Below are 20,659 nucleotides of genomic sequence, written 5' to 3' on the forward strand. Positions count from 1 at the left end.
CTTAAGTCACTGCTGGGTTTTGATATACTAGATGGTATTCAAGCCAATTAGTCACACAACACTATCCTTAAAATATTATGTTGGCGTCTTAATCTGTTAATAAACACAATTTAATTATGACAAAACTCACACTCACTCCAAGACAGCGTCTTTATCAAATTATTTTCGGCACTTCTACCCGCTTAGGTCAATGGTTCGATATTGCTTTAATTATTGCCATTGTAAGTTCTGAACTAATTTTAATTATCTCATCTGTTGCAAGTATTGAATCGCAATATTCTCACTTACTGGTTATTGCTGAATGGTCGTTTACGATCCTATTCACTATTGAATATATTTTACGTTTATATTGCTCTCCGCGCCCCTTTGCTTACATGCGTAGTTTCTATGGTGTTATTGACTTAATGGCAATTTTACCAGCCTATATTGCCTTTTTAATTCCGGGATCGAACTACTTACTCATCATTCGTCTTATTCGTGTGTTACGTATTTTCCGTGTGCTTAAGCTGGCAAGGTTTCTGCAAGATTCCAATATTTTATTACGCTCACTTCGTCACGCTCAACGTAAAATATTTGTCTTTTTTAGCTCAGTTTTAATTCTGGTTACGGTCTTTGGTTCATTAATGTTCATTATTGAAGGTCCAGAAAATGGCTTTACCAGTATTCCTAAAAGTATTTATTGGGCAATAGTCACTATTACGACTGTAGGTTATGGCGATATTGTACCTCACACCGTTATGGGTAAAGCATTAGCGTCACTCACTATGTTGTTGGGTTATTCTATTCTTGCTGTGCCTACCGGAATTATTACCGCGGAATTAAATCAAGAAATAAAGGCCCATCGCGGCCTTATCCGTTGCCCTAATTGTGCAACTAGCGGTCATGAAATGGATGCAGAATACTGTAAGAAATGTGGTACCAAGCTACCTGAAACGTTATAGCGCCAACAAAAAGCCCGTACCAACGAGGATACAGGCTCTTTGTAATCAGAAAGGGAGTTAAATAATAAAGTATAAATTAATGCTGTAGAGGTTGGCGTTGTAAGAAGCTAACCGCTTTATCTGGAAAATCGGTAAAGACGCCATCAACACCCGCTTGATTATAAAACACCGCTAACATGCCATCGTAATCTTTAGCATAAGCAGGAATACGATCTTTATCCGCTCTAAAAGTATAAGGGTGCACAACCATACCGTTCGCATGGGCATTCTTCACCATATCAGTGAGTTCAATGTGCCCTAAGGTTGAACTGTCTTTCACTACCATCGGTTTCCATGGACCAATACCATCAGCATATTGAGACAATATTTTCATACCATCTGGCTTAAACATCCAATCATAGCTATAGGGATGCGCTTTACCTGATTTGTCATACACCATAGTCTCATTCCAATCAGTTTCTGCCATCAGTTGTACCAAATTCAAATCCATACCCAGGGCTGGCATTAATTGATCATTAATACGCTTAAGCTCATTGAAATCAAACGTTTGTAAATAAACGTTACTGTTTTTATCAATATAACCATATTGTTTTAATACCGTCAGCACCGCTTTACTGATGTCTTTGCCTTCATGGCGATGAAACCATGGCGCTTTAATTTCCGGATACAAGCCAATGTCATAACCCAAGGTTTTATTTAATCCTTGAATCATTTCAATCTCTTCTTGGAACGTTGGAACGGTAAAATGAGACTTCCAAATAGGGAAACGTTCAGAGAAACCTTGTACTTGCTTACCATCTTTAATATTAAAGCCTTCGGTTACACTCAACTGCTTAATTTCTGCCAAGGTAAAATCAATCGCATAAAAACGACCGTCTTTACGGGCTCGATTGGGAAAAACAGCAGCAACATCGGTCACCCGATCCAGATAATGGTCATGTAACACCACCAACTGATCATCTTTCGTCATTACCACATCTTGCTCGATATAATCAGGTTTCATCGCATAAGCCAGTGCCTTCGCAGGTAAGGTATGCTCTGGCAAATAACCTGATGCACCACGATGAGCAATAACAACTTTATCAGTATTAGGTTGAGCAATAACATGCGTGGACAATACAGCACAGCCAATCATTGTTGCTAGAATCATTTTTTTCATTATTATTCCTTCAATCACACATTGGTTCATATCGAACATGTAAATGCTCATTCGAAGCAGAATAATACGGATAATAAATGACAATTTTGCGATCAGATGCGTATATAACGATTTTTTTAGCTTAAATAATAACTTTTATTCTCGAATGGTGACTTTAATTCCAAAGTGGAATAAAGCGATTAAATATTCATAGTATCGACTTATTTGTTTCATATTTTGCTTCTATCACGACGAATACTTGATCAATATAAAGTGGAACTAACACTAAAAGCCTGATCAACATGCCTAAATTAAGTACACAACATAAAATCAAAATATAAAAAAACCGAGGCAAATAGCCTCGGTTTGATAAACAACCGCTTGAATTATTTACGACGCCAAGTAGTGCCTTGCGCACCATCTTCTAAAATAATGCCCATCGCAAGTAACTTATCACGAGCATCATCAGCAGCAGCCCAATCTTTTGCTGCACGGGCATCTAAACGCTGTTGAATTAAAGCTTCAATTTCAGCAACATCATCGTCTTCACCAGCACCACCTTGTAAGAAAGTTTCAGGATCTTGTGACAATAAGCCTAAAATATCAGCCAATTCACGCATGCGTGCACCTAATAAAGAGGCAGCAGCAACATCATCAGTTTTAAGACGATTGATCTCACGTGTCATATCAAACAATACTGAATATGCCTCAGGCGTATTGAAGTCATCATCCATTGCTTCTTTAAAACGAGCAACAAACTCTTCACCACCAGCGGCTTCAACAGCGGTATCCAAACCACGCAGTGACGTGTATAGACGTTCAAGTGCAGAACGTGCTTGTTTTAGATTGTCTTCGCTGTAGTTTAGCTGACTACGGTAATGACCAGACATTAAGAAATAACGTACTGTTTCTGGATCGTAGTGGTTTAATACATCACGAATAGTGAAGAAGTTACCTAATGACTTAGACATTTTTTCACGATCAACCATTACCATGCCACTGTGCATCCATGTGTTCACGTATTGACCATCGTGAGCACAGCATGATTGCGCAATTTCATTTTCGTGGTGAGGGAATTGTAAGTCTGAACCACCACCATGAATATCAAAGTGATCGCCAAGAATAGATGAGTTCATTGCTGAACATTCAATATGCCAGCCAGGGCGACCAGGCCCCCATGGTGATTCCCATGTAGGCTCACCAGGCTTCGACATTTTCCACAAAACAAAGTCCAATGGACTACGCTTTGCCATGTCGATATCAACTCGCGCGCCCGCTTGAAGTTGATCAAGATCTTGCTTAGAAAGACGACCATAATCATCGTATTTGCTCACTTCAAACATTACATCGCCATTTGAAGCAACATACGCAAAACCACGTTCAATTAAACGTTCACAAAGCGCAATAATTTCAGCGATAAATTGTGTCGCACGAGGTTCAACATCAGGACGTTTCATGCCTAAAGCATCAAAGTCAGTATGCATCTCATTAATTAGACGCTCTGTTAATGATTCACAGCTTTCGCCATTTTCAGCAGCACGCTTAATAATTTTGTCATCGATATCAGTAATGTTACGAACGAAAGTAAGATCGTAGCCTGAGTAACGCAAATAACGCGACACAACATCAAAAGAGACAAATGTACGACCATGTCCAATGTGACATAAATCGTAGATCGTAACGCCACAAACGTACATACCGACTTTGCCAGGATGGATGGGTGTAAATACTTCTTTTTGTCGTGTGAGCGAATTATAGATCTTTAACATGTCTCAGCATTACTCATTAGTTTCGAATTTGTCGGTAATTACACCTTTTATAGCATTTGATCGCAAGGAAAATTCAAGTATGGATGCTATTTTAGCAATTAATGCAGATTAAGCGGGTAATGTTTGTCTGACACGGCTAAGGTAAGTTAATATTCAGACTTAAAGAAAATACTCCATTTAAGGAAAAAATCATGATTACCCTTCACACAAATTTCGGTGACATCAAAATTAATCTTTTTGAAGATAAAGCACCGGTAACATGTGCTAACTTCCTACAATACTGCCGTGACGGTTTCTATAATGGCACTATTTTCCACCGCGTTATTGATGGTTTCATGGTTCAAGGCGGTGGCATGCTTCCTGGTATGGAAGAGAAAGAAACTCGCGCGACAATCAACAATGAAGCAAACAATGGCCTAAGCAACAAAACAGGCACATTAGCAATGGCGCGTACTAACGCACCACACTCTGCTAGCTCACAGTTCTTCATTAACGTAAAAGATAACAACTTCCTAGACTTCACAGGCGAAAACATGAGCGGCTGGGGCTACTGTGTATTTGCGGCTGTTGTTGAAGGCATGGATGTAGTAAACAAAATCAAAGCAGTAAAAACAGGCCGTAACGGTTACCACGATGACGTACCAGTTGAAGACGTTATCATTGAAAACGTAACAATCGAAGACTAATACTTCGCAAAGGGCGGTCAGTTACCGCCCTTTATTAATCACTTATGACCACATTATTTATCTCAGATTTGCACTTAAGTGCTGAACGTCCTGACATTACCGCTTGTTTCTTACGCTTTATGGCCGAGGAAACCCACCATATAGATGCCTTGTATGTATTAGGGGATTTATTTGAAATGTGGATCGGCGATGATGAAGACTCCCCTTTCTTACAGCAAGTCAAATGTGCTTTCAAAACACTGACTGATGCTGGCACCCCGTGTTATTTTATTCATGGCAATCGTGATTTTTTAATTGGTAAACAATTTAGTCGTCAAACGGGAATGACCTTATTGCCTGAACATACGGTGGTTGATCTGTATGGTACACCAACGTTAATTTTACATGGTGATACGCTATGTATTGAAGATCAAGCCTATCAACGCTACCGTAAAAAAGTCCACAATCCTGTTATTCAATGGTTATTTGCTCGATTACCGTTATCGTACCGCATTAAAGTTGGTGATAAATTCCGTCAAAATAGCGGTAAAAATAATCAAACCAAAAGCCAATCGATTATGGATGTTACCCAAACTGAAGTGATACAAGTAATGCGTGATGCACATGTCACTCAAATGATTCATGGCCATACACATCGCCCTGATATCCACGATCTTAATATTGATGGTGTTCCAGCACAACGTATAGTACTTGGTGATTGGTATGATCACGGTTCGGTGCTGGTATATAACCCTGATGGATATCAACTAGAAAACCGTGATTTCAGTCTCTCTAGCACAAAATAATAAACAAAAAAAAGGTACGCCATGCGTACCTTTTTTATTGCTATAAATTCTTATACAGATCATTTATTAGCACGACACTTATTGTGCTTTTAGCGAAGTATTAGATATCGCTTTTCTATCTGCAAGCCATGAGCGATACATAGTGAACGAGGTATAAAACACCACAATACACACTAACCATGCTAATACATGCATGTTTAACGATTTCACTAAATAAGCCGCAATAATCACCATGATCGGCCCAACAACAGCAACGGTAACTGTTGCACGACTATTAAAGCGATTATGACGAATAAAGCTTGCTGATGAAAAGAAACTCAAAAACGCACATGAACACATCATTACCGGAAAAGCTGCCAATGGGTTCATACCCAAAAGGTAAATCATTACCATACAGGGAGCATACAGACCAATACCAACGGTCATTAACGCGCCAAAGATAAAGTTACCAATAATTCCAATAACTAATTTCCAGCCATTTAAGCCAAGACTACTACCACCTAATGGAAATAACTTTAATTGGCCGGCAAGCATTAAACTCGCCACAATTAACAAAGCGACACTCATTACAATACGAATGTGTTGTCTGTCCCAACTAGAAACTAAGCGCGCACCTATGGTAGCACCAATGCAAGCAGAGACGACCAAGCTTAATAACGTCACTGAATCAACAGCAACAGCAGTCATAAAAATAAATGACTGAAACACAGTTGGTAAGACTGATTGACTATTCAATGTTCCTGGTAATTGCTGATCATCAATAAGCTTAAACTGCTTATAACCAGAGGTCATTATAGCAAAACTGCCAATACCTAAGGTGTCACAAAAGTGTGCAAAGCCACCGATAATCGCAATCGGAATAATACGTGTATCAGCTTCCTGCTTGTGATTTCTTCGCCATGCTGCAAACAACATCAAACAAAAGATACCACCGCCAACAAGCAATCCCGCTTGTATCAAGGTAAATATGGACATAACGACTATTAAAAAAGAGAGTTATTTGAGGAGCACAAAAGGTGCATTGCAAATGGCAATTATTCCAGCCACAAATATTATGTACTTATACGCGATGACTTACCATTGTTTTAGTGATTCACTCAATATATTGCGGTAAATATAAACACTGATTGCTAATTGAGATAATGAAAACGTAAAATAGTCCTAATTTCTTGACTAAAATCGGCTAAATAAAGATGTCAAAACACCATAATGAATGTCCTTGCGGCAGCCAAAAACTACTTGTTGAGTGTTGTAAGCCCATTCATCTTAATCATGCATCAGCAACACACCCAGAGCAGCTTATGCGCGCGCGTTACAGTGCCCATGTATTGGGATTAGTTGATTTTGTGGTGCAAACTTATCATTCTAGTTGTGAAGCAGAACATCACCGTGAAGCAATAGCTGAGTCGATTAATCTTACATGGCTTGGTTTAGAAGTGATGAACAGTGAAATCGCAGCTAACGGTCAAGGCTTTGTTGAATTTAAAGCTTGCTATAAAGAAGCAGGGGAAGAATACATTCTGCAAGAACGATCTCGGTTTGTACAAGAATCGATTAATGGTCAGCAGTATTGGTTTTATATTGATGGTGAATATCCTCAACCACCACCAAGTGAACAACCTTCGGCACCAAAACCAGTAACCACTGCAAAAACTGTTGGTCGTAATGATCCTTGCCTATGCGGCAGTGGTAAAAAATATAAAAAATGCTGTGGCTAAGCTAACGCATTAACATCATCCATCAATAAAACTGAGCACGAAAAATCAGTTTTATTGATGCAATACTTGTTACACTATTGGGGAAACACCCTTAAATATTTTACATTCAAAATATCCCCCCTTATCGCACCCTTTTCAAAAATAAAATAATCCATTAAAGTTCATAATCTTAACCATTAAATCATTAGATTTCATTCCCCTTACGCATCAACACAATTGATTAACATTTATTTTAAATTTTTACTTAAATTATTGTTGCAAAAAACAACAAGCTTCGTTAGTGTGAATGACAACAGCAAATAATGTTCAATTTTACTGAGTAACTTTTTATGCGTATCCAAATGATTCTATCTCAACACCATCATCATCCTGACTAGTCTTTCGGGAGGATACGCCTCACCCTGGAAGACGCTTTTTTTCTTCCAGTGGTCATAACGGAATATCTCATTCAGACCCTCGGAAGAAACTTCTTTCGAGGGTTTTTTAATACCTAATTTTCAATCTGAAATTTTTATTATTTGAATGAATTTAGACAAGGAATATAACTATGCAAACACAACGATTACGTATTGCGATTCAGAAAAAAGGTCGTCTTAGCAAGGAGTGTCAAGACTTACTTAAACGCTGCGGGGTTAAATTTAATATGGTCGGTGAACGCTTAGTCGTTCACGCTGAAAATATGCCAATTGATTTATTACTGGTTCGAGATGATGACATTCCTGGTTTGATCATGGATGGTGTGGTTGATTTAGGTGTTATTGGTGAAAATGAACTCGAAGAAGTTAGCCTTGAGCGTGCTGCACGTAATGAAGCCAGTGATTACCTCAAACTGCGTCGATTGGACTTTGGTGGTTGCCGTCTTTCTATCGCAATAGACAAAGATACCGACTACAACGGTCATCAAGATCTCAATGGCAAACGTATTGCGACCACTTACCCGCAGTTAGTCAAACGTTATATGGACAATATCGGCGTTCAATTTACAACTTGCATGCTCAATGGCTCTGTTGAAGTCGCACCACGCGCAGGTTTGGCGGATGCCATTTGTGACTTGGTCTCGACGGGTGCCACCCTTGAAGCAAATGGTTTAAAAGAAGCCGAAGTGATTTTGCGTTCAAAAGCTGTATTAATTCAATCAATGGCGGCGATCAGTAATGACAAACAAGCATTAATTGAACGACTACTGACCCGTATGCAAGGTGTTATTCAAGCTAAAGAATCTAAATACATCATGCTACACGCCCCCACTGACCGGCTTGATCAAATCAAGCAATTATTACCCGGCGCTGAAGATCCAACAGTATTACCCCTTGCTGATGATAAAAACCGTGTTGCGATTCACCTTGTTAGCTCTGAAAACCTGTTCTGGGAAACCATGGAACAACTTAAAGAGTTAGGTGCGAGCTCTATTTTAGTCTTGCCCATTGAAAAAATGATGGAGTAAGTCATGAAAACCGTACTATGGCAATCACTCACAAAAGACCAGCAACAACAACTGTTGGCGCGCCCTGCTGTAAATAACAGCGCGAATATCACGGCTATTGTCAGTGACATTATTCAACAAGTCCGTCAACAAGGCGATGGTGCACTATTTACGCTTACCGAAAAATTTGATGGTATTCGCCCTACAACACTCGCTGTTTCAACAACTGACGTTAATGCGGCTTGTGCTCGATTAAGTGATGATATGAAAGCATCCTTAGAGCAAGCACATCGTAATATCACCACCTTCCACCTTGCACAACAACAACCAACATTACGCGTTGAAACACAAGCAGGAGTGATTTGTGAACAAGTTACGCGTCCTGTTAATGCTGTGGGTTTATATATTCCCGGTGGCAGTGCACCATTACCATCAACCGTATTAATGTTAGGTGTGCCGGCTCAAATTGCAGGTTGTCGTAAAATCGTATTATGTTCCCCACCTCCAATTGCCGATGAAATTTTGTATGTTGCCAAACTATGTGGCATTGATGCTATTTACAACGTTGGGGGATCACAAGCCATAGCAGCAATGGCTTATGGCACTGACACTATCGCCAGTGTTGATAAGATTTTTGGCCCAGGTAATGCCTTTGTTACCGAAGCAAAACGACAAGTCAGTAATGACTTCAACGGTGCAGCAATTGATATGCCAGCCGGACCCTCTGAAGTATTAGTCATTGCCGATGAAACAGCTGATCCTGAATTTATTGCCGCTGATTTATTAAGCCAAGCCGAACACGGGCCTGATTCACAAGTTATCTTAGTCACATCAAGCCAAACTATTGCCAATCAAACTGCAGCAGCGATTGAAAATCAATTGCGCCAACTAACACGGGCTGATATTGCTCAACAAGCTTTAACATCTAGCCTTTTGATCGTCACCGAAACATTGCACCAATGTGTAGCAATTTCTAATCAATATGGCCCTGAACATTTAATTGTTCAAACCTGTGAGCCAAGAGAATTAGTGTCATTACTCGATAATGCAGGTTCCATTTTCTTAGGTAAATGGTCACCCGAATCAGTAGGTGACTATGCTTCAGGCACTAACCATGTATTACCGACTTATGGCTATACCCGTACATATTCAAGCCTTGGTTTGGCCGATTTTAGTAAACGAATGACAGTACAAGAATTATCTGCTGACGGTTTACTTGGTATTGCAAAAACAGTGACCACAATTGCAGAAGCTGAAGGCCTTGACGCTCACAAACACGCTGTCACTATTCGGGTTAATAAATTAACTGCACAACAAGAGAATTGATCATGAACATAGCTCAACTAGCCCGTAAAACCGTGCGTGAATTAACCCCTTACCAATCAGCCCGTCGTCTCGGTGGTAAAGGTGATATTTGGCTTAATGCAAATGAATCACCGTTTGCCAATGAATACAGTATTAATCTTGCAGGATTAAACCGCTACAGCGAATGCCAACCACCAGCACTGATCGATGCTTATGCTGACTACGCAGGCGTTGATCCTCAGCAGGTTTTAACATCTCGTGGTGCCGATGAAGGCATTGAGCTGATCATTAAAGCTTTCTGTGAGCCAAATTGCGACAGTATTCTCTATTGTCCACCCACTTACGGTATGTATGCCATTAGTGCAGAGATCAACGATGTTAACGCCAAAGTTGTACCATTAACGCCTAAATGGCAATTAGACCTTAATGCCATTGCAGAGCAACTTGATAACGTCAAGATCGTGTTTGCTTGTAGCCCTAATAATCCAACCGGTAATTTATTGGCGCGTAACGATATTATTGCCTTATTAAAGATGACGACAGATAAAGCATTAGTGGTTATTGATGAGGCTTATATTGATTTTAGTCTACAAGATAGTGTCAAAGATTTACTTGCCACCTATCCACATTTAGTCATTCTACGTACCTTATCTAAAGCATTTGCACTGGCAGGATTACGATGTGGGTTCACCTTAGCTAATAAAGAAATCATTGAAATTCTGCTTAAAATCATTGCACCTTACCCGGTGCCGGTGCCTGTAACTGAAATTGCAGTACAAGCCCTATCCGCAGCAGGTCGTGCTCGAACCAAATTTCAAGTATTGGATCTATGTGCTAACCGCGCTTACCTACAAGCAGGCCTCAGTATGTTACCCGGCGTTACTGTCTTTGATGGTTATGGTAACTACCTACTAGTGAAATTTACTGATGCCGATACATTATTTAATTCGCTATGGGATAACGGCATCATTTTGCGTCGTTCACCGATTGAAAACTGTATTCGAATCAGTGTCGGTAACCGTGACGAATGTGAAAAAACCCTCGCGTTTATTCGTGGTCAATTACAACAACAATAAGGACATTGATTGTGAGCCAAGAAAAAATTCTATTTATCGACCGTGATGGCACCTTAATTGTTGAGCCGCCACTAGACTTTCAAGTAGATCGATTAGACAAGCTACAATTTGAACCAAATGTTATTCCAGCATTACTTGCACTACAAAATGCTGGCTATAGCTTAGTAATGGTCACTAACCAAGATGGTCTAGGGACTGATAGCTACCCACAAGCTGATTTTGATGCACCACATTCGATGATGATGAATATTTTCAGCTCACAAGGCGTTCACTTTCGTGATGTATTGATCTGCCCTCACTTTGACCACCAGCAATGTAGCTGCCGTAAGCCAAAGTTGGGCTTAGTCAAAGACTACTTACAGCAGGGTCGTGTTGATTTTGCAACATCGGCTGTGATTGGGGATCGTCAAACTGATCTTCAATTGGCAGAAAATATGGCTATCCGTGGCATTCAATACCATCCGCAAGCTATGAACTGGCAACAGATCGTTACCGATCTCACCACTAAGCCACGGATCGCTGAGGTAATTCGTACCACCAAAGAAACAAATATTCGTGTCAAAGTGAATTTAGATCAAACGGGTGGCAATACGATTTCAACCGGATTAGGATTCTTTGATCATATGCTTGATCAAATCGCCACTCACGCTGGTTTTCAAATGGAATTAACGGTTGATGGTGACTTACACATTGATGACCACCACAGTGTTGAAGATGCTGCTCTTGCCTTAGGTGAGGCATTACGCCAAGCACTTGGTGACAAACGTGGCATTGGTCGATTTGGGTTTAGCTTACCGATGGACGAATGCTTGGCACAATGTGCGTTAGATTTGTCTGGTCGTCCTTACCTTAAATTTGATGCCATATTTAGTCGTGATCGTGTTGGTGATCTTTCTACGGAAATGGTACCTCACTTCTTTCGTTCATTGACCGATACTCTTGCCTGTACGCTGCACTTATCATCAACAGGTAATAATGATCACCACATTGTAGAAAGTTTATTTAAAGCCTTTGGACGAACTCTGCGCCAAGCGATCAAAGTGGAAGGTAATGAGCTTCCAAGCAGTAAAGGAGTGTTGTAATGACAGCATTAGCCATCACCAACGCAGATCAGCAAGTCGTTATTATTGATACTGGTTGTGCCAATGTAGCTTCGGTTAAATTTGCCATTGAACGTTTAGGCTATCGTGTTGAAGTTAGTAAAGATCCATGTGTTGTTTTAGCGGCAGATAAGCTGTTCTTACCCGGTGTAGGTACTGCCAGTGAGGCGATGTATAACCTTGAACAACGTGATCTCATTGCACTTGTCAAACAAGTAACCAAACCATTGCTCGGTATCTGCCTCGGTATGCAACTCTTAGGAAAACAGTCTCAAGAACAGGGTTACCAAGGCACAGAGTTAATCACTTGCTTAGGGATCTGTGATGCGATTGTTGAGAAAATGAACGCACCCGCATTACCTTTACCTCACATGGGCTGGAATACAATTACACCACAGTCAAATCACCCGCTATTTAAAGATATTCCAGCGGGAAGTTATTTCTATTTTGTTCATAGCTACGCCATGCCTGTATTTGATCATACTGATAATCAAGGCGGCATGACCATTGCGACCACAGAATATGGGCATCCATTTACAGCTGCGGTACAAAATGGCAATTATTATGGGGTGCAATTTCACCCAGAGCGCTCAAGTAAAGCGGGCGCGCAACTGATAAAGAACTTCTTAGAACTATAAAAATTAGCAATAACCATACAAAGGACATGTGATGATTATTCCCGCATTAGACTTAATCGATGGTCAAGTTGTGCGCCTATTTCAAGGCGATTACGGACAAGTGACTGAATATAACGTTAACCCGACAGAACAATTTGCCGTTTATCATCAAGCTGGCGCCAACTGGCTTCACTTGGTTGATTTAACTGGCGCTAAAAACACCCAAGCACGCCAACTGACACTTATTCGTCAATTATTGGCAAGTACGCCAGCCAATGTTCAAATTGGTGGCGGAGTGCGCAGCGAACAAGATGTTAGTGATTTACTCCATGCAGGCGCGCAGCGGGTGGTTATTGGCTCAACTGCCGTGAAACAACCGGAAATGGTAAAAGGCTGGATCGAAAAATACGGCGCTGAACATATTATATTAGCCCTTGATATTAATATTGATGGCAATGGTAACCGAATTGTTGCGGTATCGGGCTGGCAAGAAGACTCCGGTGTCACCATTGAAACATTACTTGAAGACTTTCTAAAAGTAGGATTGAAGCACGTCTTGTGTACTGATATTTCACGTGATGGCACTCTCGCTGGTTCAAACGTCGAATTGTATGTCGATCTTTGTCGTCAATATCCACAAGTTCAATTTCAATCCTCTGGCGGTATTGGCTCACTTGAAGATATTGCAGCCTTAAAAAACTCAGGGGTTGCTGGCGTCATCGTAGGACGGGCGTTATTAGACGGTAAATTTACCGCTGAGCAAGCATTTGCTTGTTGGAATCGCTAAGGAGAACACATGCTAGCTAAACGTATTATTCCTTGTTTAGATGTTCGCGATGGCCAAGTGGTTAAAGGGGTTCAATTTCGTAATCATGAAATCATTGGCGACATTGTACCACTGGCACAACGTTACGCAGAAGAAGGCGCTGACGAACTGGTCTTTTATGATATTACCGCCTCAAGTGATGGTCGAGTGGTTGATAAAAGCTGGGTCTCACGCGTTGCTGAAGTGATTGATATTCCATTTTGTGTTGCTGGCGGTATTAAATCAGCACAAGATGCGAGCCGTATTCTTCAATTTGGCGCAGATAAAGTTTCTATCAATTCACCAGCACTAACTGATCCGTCATTAATCACCACACTCGCAGACAAGTTCGGAGTGCAATGTATCGTTGTCGGTATTGACTCCTATTTTGATGCTGAAGCAGGTCAATATCAGGTATATCAATTTACGGGTGATGAACACCGCACTCAAGCCACTCAATGGCAAACACGTGCTTGGGTTGAAGAAGTCCAACGTCGTGGTGCAGGTGAAATTGTATTAAATATGATGAACCAAGATGGTGTGCGTAATGGTTACGATTTAGAACAACTCAACATGGTACGCAATGTCTGTAACGTGCCTTTAATTGCCTCTGGCGGCGCGGGTGAAATGTCACACTTTCGTGATGCTTTTCAACTCGCCAATGTTGATGGCGCACTGGCAGCGTCGGTGTTTCATAAGCAAATCATTAATATCGGTGAGTTAAAGCACTACCTAAAACAACAACAGCTGGAGATTCGACTATGAGTTTAACAACATCTATTGATTGGGAAAAAGTAGCCGGATTAATCCCTGCTATTATTCAAGATAGTAATAGTGGCCAAGTATTAATGCTGGGCTATATGAATGATGAAGCATTAGCAAAAACATTGGCAACGGAGCAAGTTACTTTTTGGTCACGTACAAAAAATCGGTTATGGACTAAAGGTGAAACATCAGGCAATGTATTACGCCTAAAAAGTATTAAGCTCGATTGTGATCAAGATACATTATTAATTCAAGTCGATCCGATTGGTCCAACTTGCCACTTAAACACGACCACCTGTTTCGATAATGATAAAAGCGGTGCACAACCACCGTCACTGGTTTTCCTTCATCAACTTGAGCAACTTTTGGCGAGTCGTAAAGGTGCAGATCCTGACTCTTCCTACACCGCTAGCCTCTATTCCCGTGGCACCAAGCGTATATCGCAAAAAGTGGGCGAAGAAGGCGTTGAAGTCGCGCTTGCGGCAACGTCGGGTGACAAAGCGGAATTAGTGTGTGAGTCAGCGGATTTGATCTATCACCTACTTGTACTGCTTCAAGATCAAGGTTTGTCACTGTCTGATGTCACCGATAAACTACAAGAGCGTCATAATAAGAAAGAATAGTCTTATTAGCTCCAATAAAACAAAAGCCAGCTAAAATTCAGCTGGCTTTCTGTGTATATAAAACGAGATTAAGCCTTAAAATTAACGACCTAAAGCTTCTTTATAATGTAATCGACATACTGATACGTAGCGATCATTACCACCAATTTCAACCTGGTTACCACCTGCAATAGCATTACCCGCAGCATCTTGGCGAATAACCATGTTCGCTTTACGACCACAATGACAAATCGTTTTCAATTCAACTAATTTATCAGCCCAAGATAATAAATAACGGCTACCTTCAAATAACTCGCCAAGAAAATCTGTTCGTAATCCGTAGCATAAAACAGGAATATCTAATTTATCGACCACTTCAGTCAATTGATAAACTTGCTCTTTCGTTAAAAATTGGCATTCATCAATTAACACACAGTCAATTTTACCTGCGTTCGAAAAATTGATTAATCTCTGATACAAATCATCTGTCGAATTAAATAATTCAGCATCTTCTTGTAACCCAATGCGAGAGCTAACTTTACCTTTACCAAAACGATCATCAATCGCCGCCGTAAAAATAATTGGCGTCATGCCGCGCTCACGGTAGTTAAATGATGATTGTAATAATGTGGTCGATTTCCCAGCATTCATTGCTGAGTAATAGAAATACATTTGGGCCATTAGCTTTCCTAGTCATACGAATTACATTTAAAAAACGCGCAGATGCTACATAAAATTGCCGTCAATGAAAAGCACCTAGGTCAACAACTGTTATTGTTACTATAAAAAAACCAGCTAATCTTCATTAACTGGTTCAATTTACATCCATTGGGTTATTTTAATAACATGGGATATTAACGTAACCCTGTTGCTTTTATGGGGCGACTCGACAACCATGATAAAACGAAACACATTAATATAAAGGCTACCGTTGCCACTAAAAATGCTAACGCCAATGAATCTGTAATCCCTAAAGTTAAAAATCCAATTGCAGCAATAACAGCAACAGATAATGCATAAGGTAATTGAGTTGCCACATGATCAATATGATGACAGCGTGCACCTGTCGAAGACAATATCGTCGTATCTGATATTGGAGAACAGTGATCACCAAATACAGATCCAGCAAGCACACTTGCAAGCATAGGTAACATTAGGCTAATTTCGGTCGCACCAGCAAGATCACCGGCAATAGGTAACATAATTCCAAACGTTCCCCATGAAGTACCGGTTGAGAATGCCATAATGCCTGATAACAAAAACAAGATCATTGGTAATAATGCAGGATTAATATTGCCTTGAACAAGCGTTGATAAATATTGACCTGTTTTCATATCGCCAATAACGCCACCAATACTCCATGCAAATAATAAAATTAAAATCGCACCAAACATTGATTTTGCGCCAACCCAAAGTGTATTACTGATCTCTTTGGCGGCAATACGCTGACGAAATACAGGAATAATAGCAGCAATTAAACCAAAGCCACCACCCAGACATAGTGCTTGACCAACATTGGTATTTTCAAAAGCGCCTAATAATGAAAACGGTTTACCTTCAGAGATAAGAACTTGATAGCCCGTAAACACCATAAAGAAGAACGTGGCGATAATAAGAATAATAATTGGCCACACTAAATCACCAACACGGCCTTGTAAGCTCTCTTTTATATCAAGCTCTTCTGTTAAATCTTTCGCCTGATCATCAACATCCCCCCCCTCATCCGTACCACAGCCGTGATTTGCAGCAATCTCATGTTTTCTCATCGGGCCAATGTCCCACTGAAACCATGACACAACAAAAACCATTGCTAAGGCAAAAATAGCATAAAAATTCATTGGTGCTAACGTCATAAAGGCACTTAATGGCGTATATTCAGTAACACCATGGGTCACTAATATGCCACCAATAAGCGTAATAATATAAGCCCCCCAACTCGATGCTGGCATTAATACACACATTGGTGCTGCCGTTGAATCAAGGATATAAGCTAATTTTGAGCGTGACACATGAAAACGATCAGTCACTGGTCGAGCAATAGAACCAACCGCAAGGCTATTAAAATAGTCGTCGACAAAAATGAATACCCCTAAAAAAGCGGCCAAAAGTTTTGCCCCACGCTTGGTCTTTATTTTTGTCTGTGCCCATTCAGCAAAAGCACGGGTGCCACCAGACAGTGTTAATAAGGCAGTGGTCATCCCGAGCAAGATTAAAAACAGCACAATACTCATGTTCCAAGTATTAATGCCATCATCTGCAATGAATAACCCTTTGATTGATGTAGCAAGATAGGACGCTGTATTAGTGAAAGAAAAATCATTAAGAAATAATGCTCCAAGCACAACACCTGTACCTAAAGACAATAAAACTCTACGTGTTAAAATCGCCAAGCCAAGTGCGACTAGTGGCGGAATAATGGATGTTAATGAGTGGGAATAATCTATCAAAGTTTATAATCTCTACGACAACCAATTCTGGTTAGAAGATCTACTGTTAGATATAACCATGATGGCATATTCAATTGAGTATATAGAAAGAAGGTTAGCCTTCCCAGCCTCTACAGTAGCGCTCCATAGTTATATCTTTATCTACTATGGCAGTATTACACTTATTCAATGTAACCCCAGTAAGAATATTTGATAATATGCATCTTACTTCGGCATTGACTCCTTTCACTAATAGTCGTCGGTATCACCCTCATATTAGTTACTAATAAACAATGCACCTCTACCCTTATCATTAAAGATGTAATAAAACATTCTACGTAAACGATTCAAGTTTGCAACACCATAAGTCAAAATCATTAACAATAGATATCACAAATGAATTGGTAACAACCATAAACGTTCAGCAATAACGAAGTGGTATAACATTTTAAATTTTATTATCATTTAACATATAAAGAGCAGTAACAATAACCAAAACTATTTGGCTCGTATTTATACTATTAATGAAGAATCATTTTATAAATAGCCTCATATACCGAATATAACTATTTTTTAAATAAAGAAATGATTAAAATGTTTTACACGTAATGTATAAAAGTATTACTATTGCAAAAAATGTTTTAATGCTGCTATTATTATTTACAGTTAATTAAAAATAACAGGAAATATAAAATGTCTGATGCAATGAAAGCGCTTTTAAACCTTCGAAGCCTACGCGCACTTTCGCGTGAATATACACTAGAGCAACTTGAAGAAGCGTTGGATAAACTAACAACAGTTGTTACTGAACGTTCAGAAGCTGAAGCTGAAGAACAAGCAAAAGAAAATGAGCGTAATGAAAAACTAGCTCAATATCGTGAAATGCTATTAGCTGACGGTATTGACCCAGAAGAATTGCTAGCAAGCTTAGCAAAAGCACCAAAAGCTAAGCGTGCTACTCGTCCTGCTAAATATAAATTCATCGATGAAAATGGCGATGAAAAAACATGGACAGGCCAAGGCCGTACACCTAGCGCGCTAAAGAAAGCATTAGATGATGGACAAGCTCTTGAAGAGTTTGAAATCTAATCTAAATATTTAAATAAAAAAGCCTAACTTGTTTAGGCTTTTTTTATATCTATTATCAATATTACGATTACTATTTCGCTCATAAATATCCCCATCAAGAATAAAATAATATTTATATTCGTAATAATGCCAAATAAAAAAAGCCAGACATTAATGCCTAGCTTTTTTATCATTCATTAAACTTGTATACAGATCTAATAATAACGTGTTATAGAATACGGTCTGCTAATGCACTTACTGCTAAAGCAAAATAATGCGAACGATTCCACTTAAGTAATGTTCGATAGTTTTCATATATAAGATAGGATTTACCCTCACCGCCATCGGGCTGAATTAGCCATGCTTGAATATCAGCAGCGGGTAATGCACCATGGCTGTTACTCATTACACCTAATTGTTGCCACTCTGACAATGTCTTTCCTTTTTCTGTTTCTGTGCCTTCATAACTATCAGCTAATACTTGTGACAACTTAACTGGGCGTCCCCACGTATATTCACTGTTCCAGCCAGAAAGTTTTAAATAATTCGCGGCAGAAGCAAAAACATCCGCTTTGGTATTCCAAATATCCGCTTTACCGTCACCGTCACCATCAACAGCATAAGTAAGATAAGAAGTTGGCATAAATTGGCATTGACCCATAGCACCGGCCCAAGACCCCTTCATATCATCAATCGTAATATGGCCATCTTGTAATATTTCTAATGCTGCCATAACTTGTTTGCGAAATAACGCCTCACGACGGCCGTCATAAGCCAATGTTGCTAATGCTTCAACAACATTATAATTGCCTTGAATCTTACCAAAATTACTCTCTACACCCCATAAGGCGACAATAAACCGCGGTTGGACTCCATATTGTTTACCAATACGTTCTAACGCGGGTTTATTTTGTTGATAAAGTCGATTAGCTTGCTTTACTTTCCAATCAGGTACTGCACGAGTAATATATTGCTCTAATGACAGTTTCTTTTCAGGTTGATTATTATCAGCTTTAACAGCGTGCGCTGTATATTTAATACCGTTAAATGCAGCACCGATTATCGGTTCAGAAATACCCTTCTCACGCGCTTCTACTTTTAATTTATTTACATAGGCATCAAATCCTTCTTCGCTTGCAAATGCAGAAGAGGACATTCCAACCCCGATGGCAACAAAAATCGATATCAAACGCTTATACATAATGGCCTTATTTTATTATTTAGCGGCTTTATCAGCCTTATATTGTTCTAATAAATTAGTCACAGGTGGCGGTACTTGCAAATAAAAGCCCACACTACCCAATGCTTCTTTCACTTTTTCAACATCAGCCAATGCCAATGTTCTACCTTCTAACTTGATTACCATAACAAATTGAGGCTTGCCAAATGTCGACATTAATTGTGCGGGCACGTCCGCAAAATCATCTTTTTTATTAATGTAGAGATAAGTATTGTCTTTTTTTAAACTTTTGTAGATTGAACACAACATATAATTAGCCTATTTCATTTATGCGCCATACATTTCAGAGCAAGATTACAAGCAATCATTCACTATTGACTCAGTTTTAAGTTAATTGTGTGAGAAGTTTGTCTGAAAAACCAACGTCAGCGCAAGGATAGCTTGCCCCTAACCGCGAGTAAATATACCATGCTAGTACCTTTGTGATAATGAACTAAATGGTTAATTTAAAATCTTAGCCATAATATACCTATGACCAAGATAGCTGAACTAAAAGGGAGCTCGTTCACGCTCTCTGCTCTTCATTTAGTTGATAATGACATTAGTAAAGTAACTAATCAGCTAAAAGACAAAGTTGAACTTGCACCAAATTTTTTTGCTTCTGCACCTGTTGTTATTGATATATCACAAGTTGACGCTGATATTAATTTTGAACAACTAAAAGCAGGTGTGATCGATGCAGGTATGATCCCTGTCGGTATTGGTGGTTGTAAAAATAAAACACAGCAAACACAAGCAAAAGCGGCTGGTTTTGCTATTATGAATGCGGCAAGACCGGTTAAAGACGAGCCATCTGAATTTTTAGCTGAAACATTAGATACCCCAGTAAGTACAGATAAAGAACCAACGTTAATTATTCGTACTCCGGTTCGTTCTGGGCAACAAATTTATGCTCGTAATCGTGATCTCGTTATTCTCAGTAATGTCAGTGCTGGTGCGGAAATTCTTTCCGATGGTTGTATCCATATTTATGGCACACTACGTGGGCGCGCTATTGCGGGTGCAAATGGTGAGCAAAGTGCGACAATTTTCTGTCAAAACTTACAATCTGAACTAATTTCTGTTGCGGGAAACTACTGGCTGAGTGATAACATTCAGGAAGAGTTTTGGGGCAAAGGTGTTGTCATATCTCTTGAAGACAATAATCTCAGTATAGAACACCTAGCTTTATAAAAGTTTTAAGAAGGAATTGAGT

At 39.7% G+C, this 20,659-nt stretch carries 21 protein-coding genes, 1 riboswitch and 1 other annotated feature; of the genes, 14 read left to right on the forward strand and 7 right to left on the reverse strand.

From position 1 onward, the window contains the following. The first annotated feature begins 116 nt into the window (after positions 1 to 116). A complete protein-coding gene (locus VXS03_RS01895; protein WP_327761675.1) occupies positions 117 to 941 on the forward strand; it encodes an ion transporter in 825 nt (274 codons plus the stop codon). A gap of 76 nt (positions 942 to 1,017) precedes the next feature. Here the strand turns inward: VXS03_RS01895 and glpQ are convergent, their stop codons facing one another. Together glpQ and cysS are read right to left on the reverse strand one after the other, a co-directional pair. Then, entirely contained in the window at positions 1,018 to 2,100 is a 1,083-nt protein-coding gene (glpQ, locus tag VXS03_RS01900; RefSeq protein ID WP_327761676.1) for a glycerophosphodiester phosphodiesterase, read from the reverse strand. 365 nt (positions 2,101 to 2,465) lie between these two features. Then, positions 2,466 to 3,848: a cysteine--tRNA ligase gene (gene cysS, locus VXS03_RS01905; protein ID WP_327761677.1), complete on the reverse strand. Its 1,383-nt coding sequence runs from the start codon at positions 3,846 to 3,848 to the stop codon at positions 2,466 to 2,468. Between the two features lie 191 nt (positions 3,849 to 4,039). Between cysS and VXS03_RS01910 the strand changes: the two genes are divergently transcribed. Next, positions 4,040 to 4,534 carry a peptidylprolyl isomerase gene (locus VXS03_RS01910; RefSeq protein WP_036795443.1) on the forward strand — a complete coding sequence of 165 codons (495 nt, stop codon included), beginning with the start codon at positions 4,040 to 4,042 and terminating at the stop codon, positions 4,532 to 4,534. A gap of 44 nt (positions 4,535 to 4,578) precedes the next feature. Continuing rightward, complete coding sequence (gene lpxH / locus VXS03_RS01915) at positions 4,579 to 5,319, forward strand: UDP-2,3-diacylglucosamine diphosphatase (protein ID WP_327761678.1); 741 nt, start codon at positions 4,579 to 4,581, stop codon at positions 5,317 to 5,319. A gap of 78 nt (positions 5,320 to 5,397) precedes the next feature. Here the strand turns inward: lpxH and VXS03_RS01920 are convergent, their stop codons facing one another. Beyond that, on the reverse strand, positions 5,398 to 6,294 hold the full coding sequence (locus VXS03_RS01920) for a sulfite exporter TauE/SafE family protein (RefSeq protein ID WP_327761679.1): 897 nt from the start codon (positions 6,292 to 6,294) through the stop codon (positions 5,398 to 5,400). A gap of 218 nt (positions 6,295 to 6,512) precedes the next feature. Between VXS03_RS01920 and VXS03_RS01925 the strand changes: the two genes are divergently transcribed. The 9 genes from VXS03_RS01925 (at position 6,513) to hisIE (ending at position 14,751) form a co-directional block, all read left to right on the forward strand. Then, positions 6,513 to 7,037, forward strand: coding sequence for a YchJ family metal-binding protein (locus VXS03_RS01925; protein WP_327761681.1), 525 nt, complete (start codon positions 6,513 to 6,515; stop codon positions 7,035 to 7,037). Positions 7,038 to 7,389: 352 nt separating this feature from the next. After that, positions 7,390 to 7,525, forward strand: a sequence feature (His leader region). Positions 7,526 to 7,584: 59 nt separating this feature from the next. Further along, positions 7,585 to 8,481 carry an ATP phosphoribosyltransferase gene (hisG, locus tag VXS03_RS01930; RefSeq protein ID WP_327761682.1) on the forward strand — a complete coding sequence of 299 codons (897 nt, stop codon included), beginning with the start codon at positions 7,585 to 7,587 and terminating at the stop codon, positions 8,479 to 8,481. Between the two features lie 3 nt (positions 8,482 to 8,484). Continuing rightward, on the forward strand, positions 8,485 to 9,786 hold the full coding sequence (gene hisD, locus VXS03_RS01935; protein ID WP_327761683.1) for a histidinol dehydrogenase: 1,302 nt from the start codon (positions 8,485 to 8,487) through the stop codon (positions 9,784 to 9,786). An 8-nt stretch (positions 9,787 to 9,794) separates the two neighbouring features. Next, complete coding sequence (hisC, locus tag VXS03_RS01940; protein ID WP_327762025.1) at positions 9,795 to 10,841, forward strand: histidinol-phosphate transaminase; 1,047 nt, start codon at positions 9,795 to 9,797, stop codon at positions 10,839 to 10,841. An 8-nt stretch (positions 10,842 to 10,849) separates the two neighbouring features. After that, complete coding sequence (gene hisB / locus VXS03_RS01945; RefSeq protein ID WP_327762026.1) at positions 10,850 to 11,923, forward strand: bifunctional histidinol-phosphatase/imidazoleglycerol-phosphate dehydratase HisB; 1,074 nt, start codon at positions 10,850 to 10,852, stop codon at positions 11,921 to 11,923. Beyond that, positions 11,923 to 12,579, forward strand: a complete 657-nt coding sequence (gene hisH / locus VXS03_RS01950) for an imidazole glycerol phosphate synthase subunit HisH (RefSeq protein ID WP_327761684.1) — start codon at positions 11,923 to 11,925, stop codon at positions 12,577 to 12,579. The genes hisB and hisH overlap by 1 nt, the downstream gene beginning before the upstream one ends. Positions 12,580 to 12,610: 31 nt before the next feature. Beyond that, positions 12,611 to 13,345 carry a 1-(5-phosphoribosyl)-5-[(5-phosphoribosylamino)methylideneamino]imidazole-4-carboxamide isomerase gene (hisA, locus tag VXS03_RS01955; RefSeq protein WP_327761685.1) on the forward strand — a complete coding sequence of 245 codons (735 nt, stop codon included), beginning with the start codon at positions 12,611 to 12,613 and terminating at the stop codon, positions 13,343 to 13,345. Positions 13,346 to 13,354: 9 nt separating this feature from the next. Next, complete coding sequence (hisF, locus tag VXS03_RS01960; RefSeq protein WP_327761687.1) at positions 13,355 to 14,128, forward strand: imidazole glycerol phosphate synthase subunit HisF; 774 nt, start codon at positions 13,355 to 13,357, stop codon at positions 14,126 to 14,128. After that, a complete protein-coding gene (gene hisIE / locus VXS03_RS01965) occupies positions 14,125 to 14,751 on the forward strand; it encodes a bifunctional phosphoribosyl-AMP cyclohydrolase/phosphoribosyl-ATP diphosphatase HisIE (protein WP_327761688.1) in 627 nt (208 codons plus the stop codon). Before hisF ends, hisIE begins: the two co-directional genes overlap by 4 nt. A gap of 81 nt (positions 14,752 to 14,832) precedes the next feature. On the opposite strand, the gene VXS03_RS01970 is transcribed toward hisIE, so the two are convergent. Continuing rightward, positions 14,833 to 15,411 carry a thymidine kinase gene (locus VXS03_RS01970; RefSeq protein WP_327761689.1) on the reverse strand — a complete coding sequence of 193 codons (579 nt, stop codon included), beginning with the start codon at positions 15,409 to 15,411 and terminating at the stop codon, positions 14,833 to 14,835. 173 nt (positions 15,412 to 15,584) lie between these two features. Beyond that, complete coding sequence (locus tag VXS03_RS01975) at positions 15,585 to 17,177, reverse strand: Na+/H+ antiporter NhaC family protein (protein ID WP_327761690.1); 1,593 nt, start codon at positions 17,175 to 17,177, stop codon at positions 15,585 to 15,587. 108 nt (positions 17,178 to 17,285) lie between these two features. Next, positions 17,286 to 17,468: riboswitch (Lysine riboswitch) on the reverse strand. 381 nt (positions 17,469 to 17,849) lie between these two features. Between VXS03_RS01975 and VXS03_RS01980 the strand changes: the two genes are divergently transcribed. Next, entirely contained in the window at positions 17,850 to 18,245 is a 396-nt protein-coding gene (locus VXS03_RS01980; RefSeq protein WP_327761692.1) for an H-NS family histone-like protein, read from the forward strand. Between the two features lie 208 nt (positions 18,246 to 18,453). Here the strand turns inward: VXS03_RS01980 and VXS03_RS01985 are convergent, their stop codons facing one another. Further along, the gene (locus tag VXS03_RS01985) at positions 18,454 to 19,425 is read right to left on the reverse strand and encodes a lytic murein transglycosylase (protein ID WP_327761694.1); all 972 of its coding nucleotides are present in this window, start codon (positions 19,423 to 19,425) and stop codon (positions 18,454 to 18,456) included. A 15-nt stretch (positions 19,426 to 19,440) separates the two neighbouring features. Continuing rightward, complete coding sequence (locus tag VXS03_RS01990) at positions 19,441 to 19,713, reverse strand: YcgL domain-containing protein (RefSeq protein WP_327761695.1); 273 nt, start codon at positions 19,711 to 19,713, stop codon at positions 19,441 to 19,443. Between the two features lie 222 nt (positions 19,714 to 19,935). Here VXS03_RS01990 and minC point away from each other — a divergent pair, with 222 nt between their 5' ends. Further along, a complete protein-coding gene (minC, locus tag VXS03_RS01995) occupies positions 19,936 to 20,637 on the forward strand; it encodes a septum site-determining protein MinC (RefSeq protein WP_327761696.1) in 702 nt (233 codons plus the stop codon). Positions 20,638 to 20,659 lie beyond the last annotated feature (22 nt).

It is taken from the genome of Photobacterium sp. S4TG1, assembly GCF_036040035.1.
Lineage (GTDB): Bacteria > Pseudomonadota > Gammaproteobacteria > Enterobacterales > Vibrionaceae > Photobacterium.

Coding starts and splice junctions, on each gene's coding strand:
- hisH (WP_327761684.1), top strand. CDS start 11,923: ATGACAGCATTAGCCATCACCAACGCAGATCAGCAAGTCGTTATTATT.
- cysS (WP_327761677.1), bottom strand. CDS start 3,848: ATGTTAAAGATCTATAATTCGCTCACACGACAAAAAGAAGTATTTACA.
- VXS03_RS01910 (WP_036795443.1), top strand. CDS start 4,040: ATGATTACCCTTCACACAAATTTCGGTGACATCAAAATTAATCTTTTT.
- hisG (WP_327761682.1), top strand. CDS start 7,585: ATGCAAACACAACGATTACGTATTGCGATTCAGAAAAAAGGTCGTCTT.
- VXS03_RS01990 (WP_327761695.1), bottom strand. CDS start 19,713: ATGTTGTGTTCAATCTACAAAAGTTTAAAAAAAGACAATACTTATCTC.
- VXS03_RS01980 (WP_327761692.1), top strand. CDS start 17,850: ATGTCTGATGCAATGAAAGCGCTTTTAAACCTTCGAAGCCTACGCGCA.
- VXS03_RS01985 (WP_327761694.1), bottom strand. CDS start 19,425: ATGTATAAGCGTTTGATATCGATTTTTGTTGCCATCGGGGTTGGAATG.
- hisD (WP_327761683.1), top strand. CDS start 8,485: ATGAAAACCGTACTATGGCAATCACTCACAAAAGACCAGCAACAACAA.
- hisF (WP_327761687.1), top strand. CDS start 13,355: ATGCTAGCTAAACGTATTATTCCTTGTTTAGATGTTCGCGATGGCCAA.
- lpxH (WP_327761678.1), top strand. CDS start 4,579: ATGACCACATTATTTATCTCAGATTTGCACTTAAGTGCTGAACGTCCT.
- minC (WP_327761696.1), top strand. CDS start 19,936: ATGACCAAGATAGCTGAACTAAAAGGGAGCTCGTTCACGCTCTCTGCT.
- hisIE (WP_327761688.1), top strand. CDS start 14,125: ATGAGTTTAACAACATCTATTGATTGGGAAAAAGTAGCCGGATTAATC.
- VXS03_RS01970 (WP_327761689.1), bottom strand. CDS start 15,411: ATGGCCCAAATGTATTTCTATTACTCAGCAATGAATGCTGGGAAATCG.
- VXS03_RS01920 (WP_327761679.1), bottom strand. CDS start 6,294: ATGTCCATATTTACCTTGATACAAGCGGGATTGCTTGTTGGCGGTGGT.
- glpQ (WP_327761676.1), bottom strand. CDS start 2,100: ATGAAAAAAATGATTCTAGCAACAATGATTGGCTGTGCTGTATTGTCC.
- VXS03_RS01895 (WP_327761675.1), top strand. CDS start 117: ATGACAAAACTCACACTCACTCCAAGACAGCGTCTTTATCAAATTATT.
- VXS03_RS01925 (WP_327761681.1), top strand. CDS start 6,513: ATGTCAAAACACCATAATGAATGTCCTTGCGGCAGCCAAAAACTACTT.
- hisA (WP_327761685.1), top strand. CDS start 12,611: ATGATTATTCCCGCATTAGACTTAATCGATGGTCAAGTTGTGCGCCTA.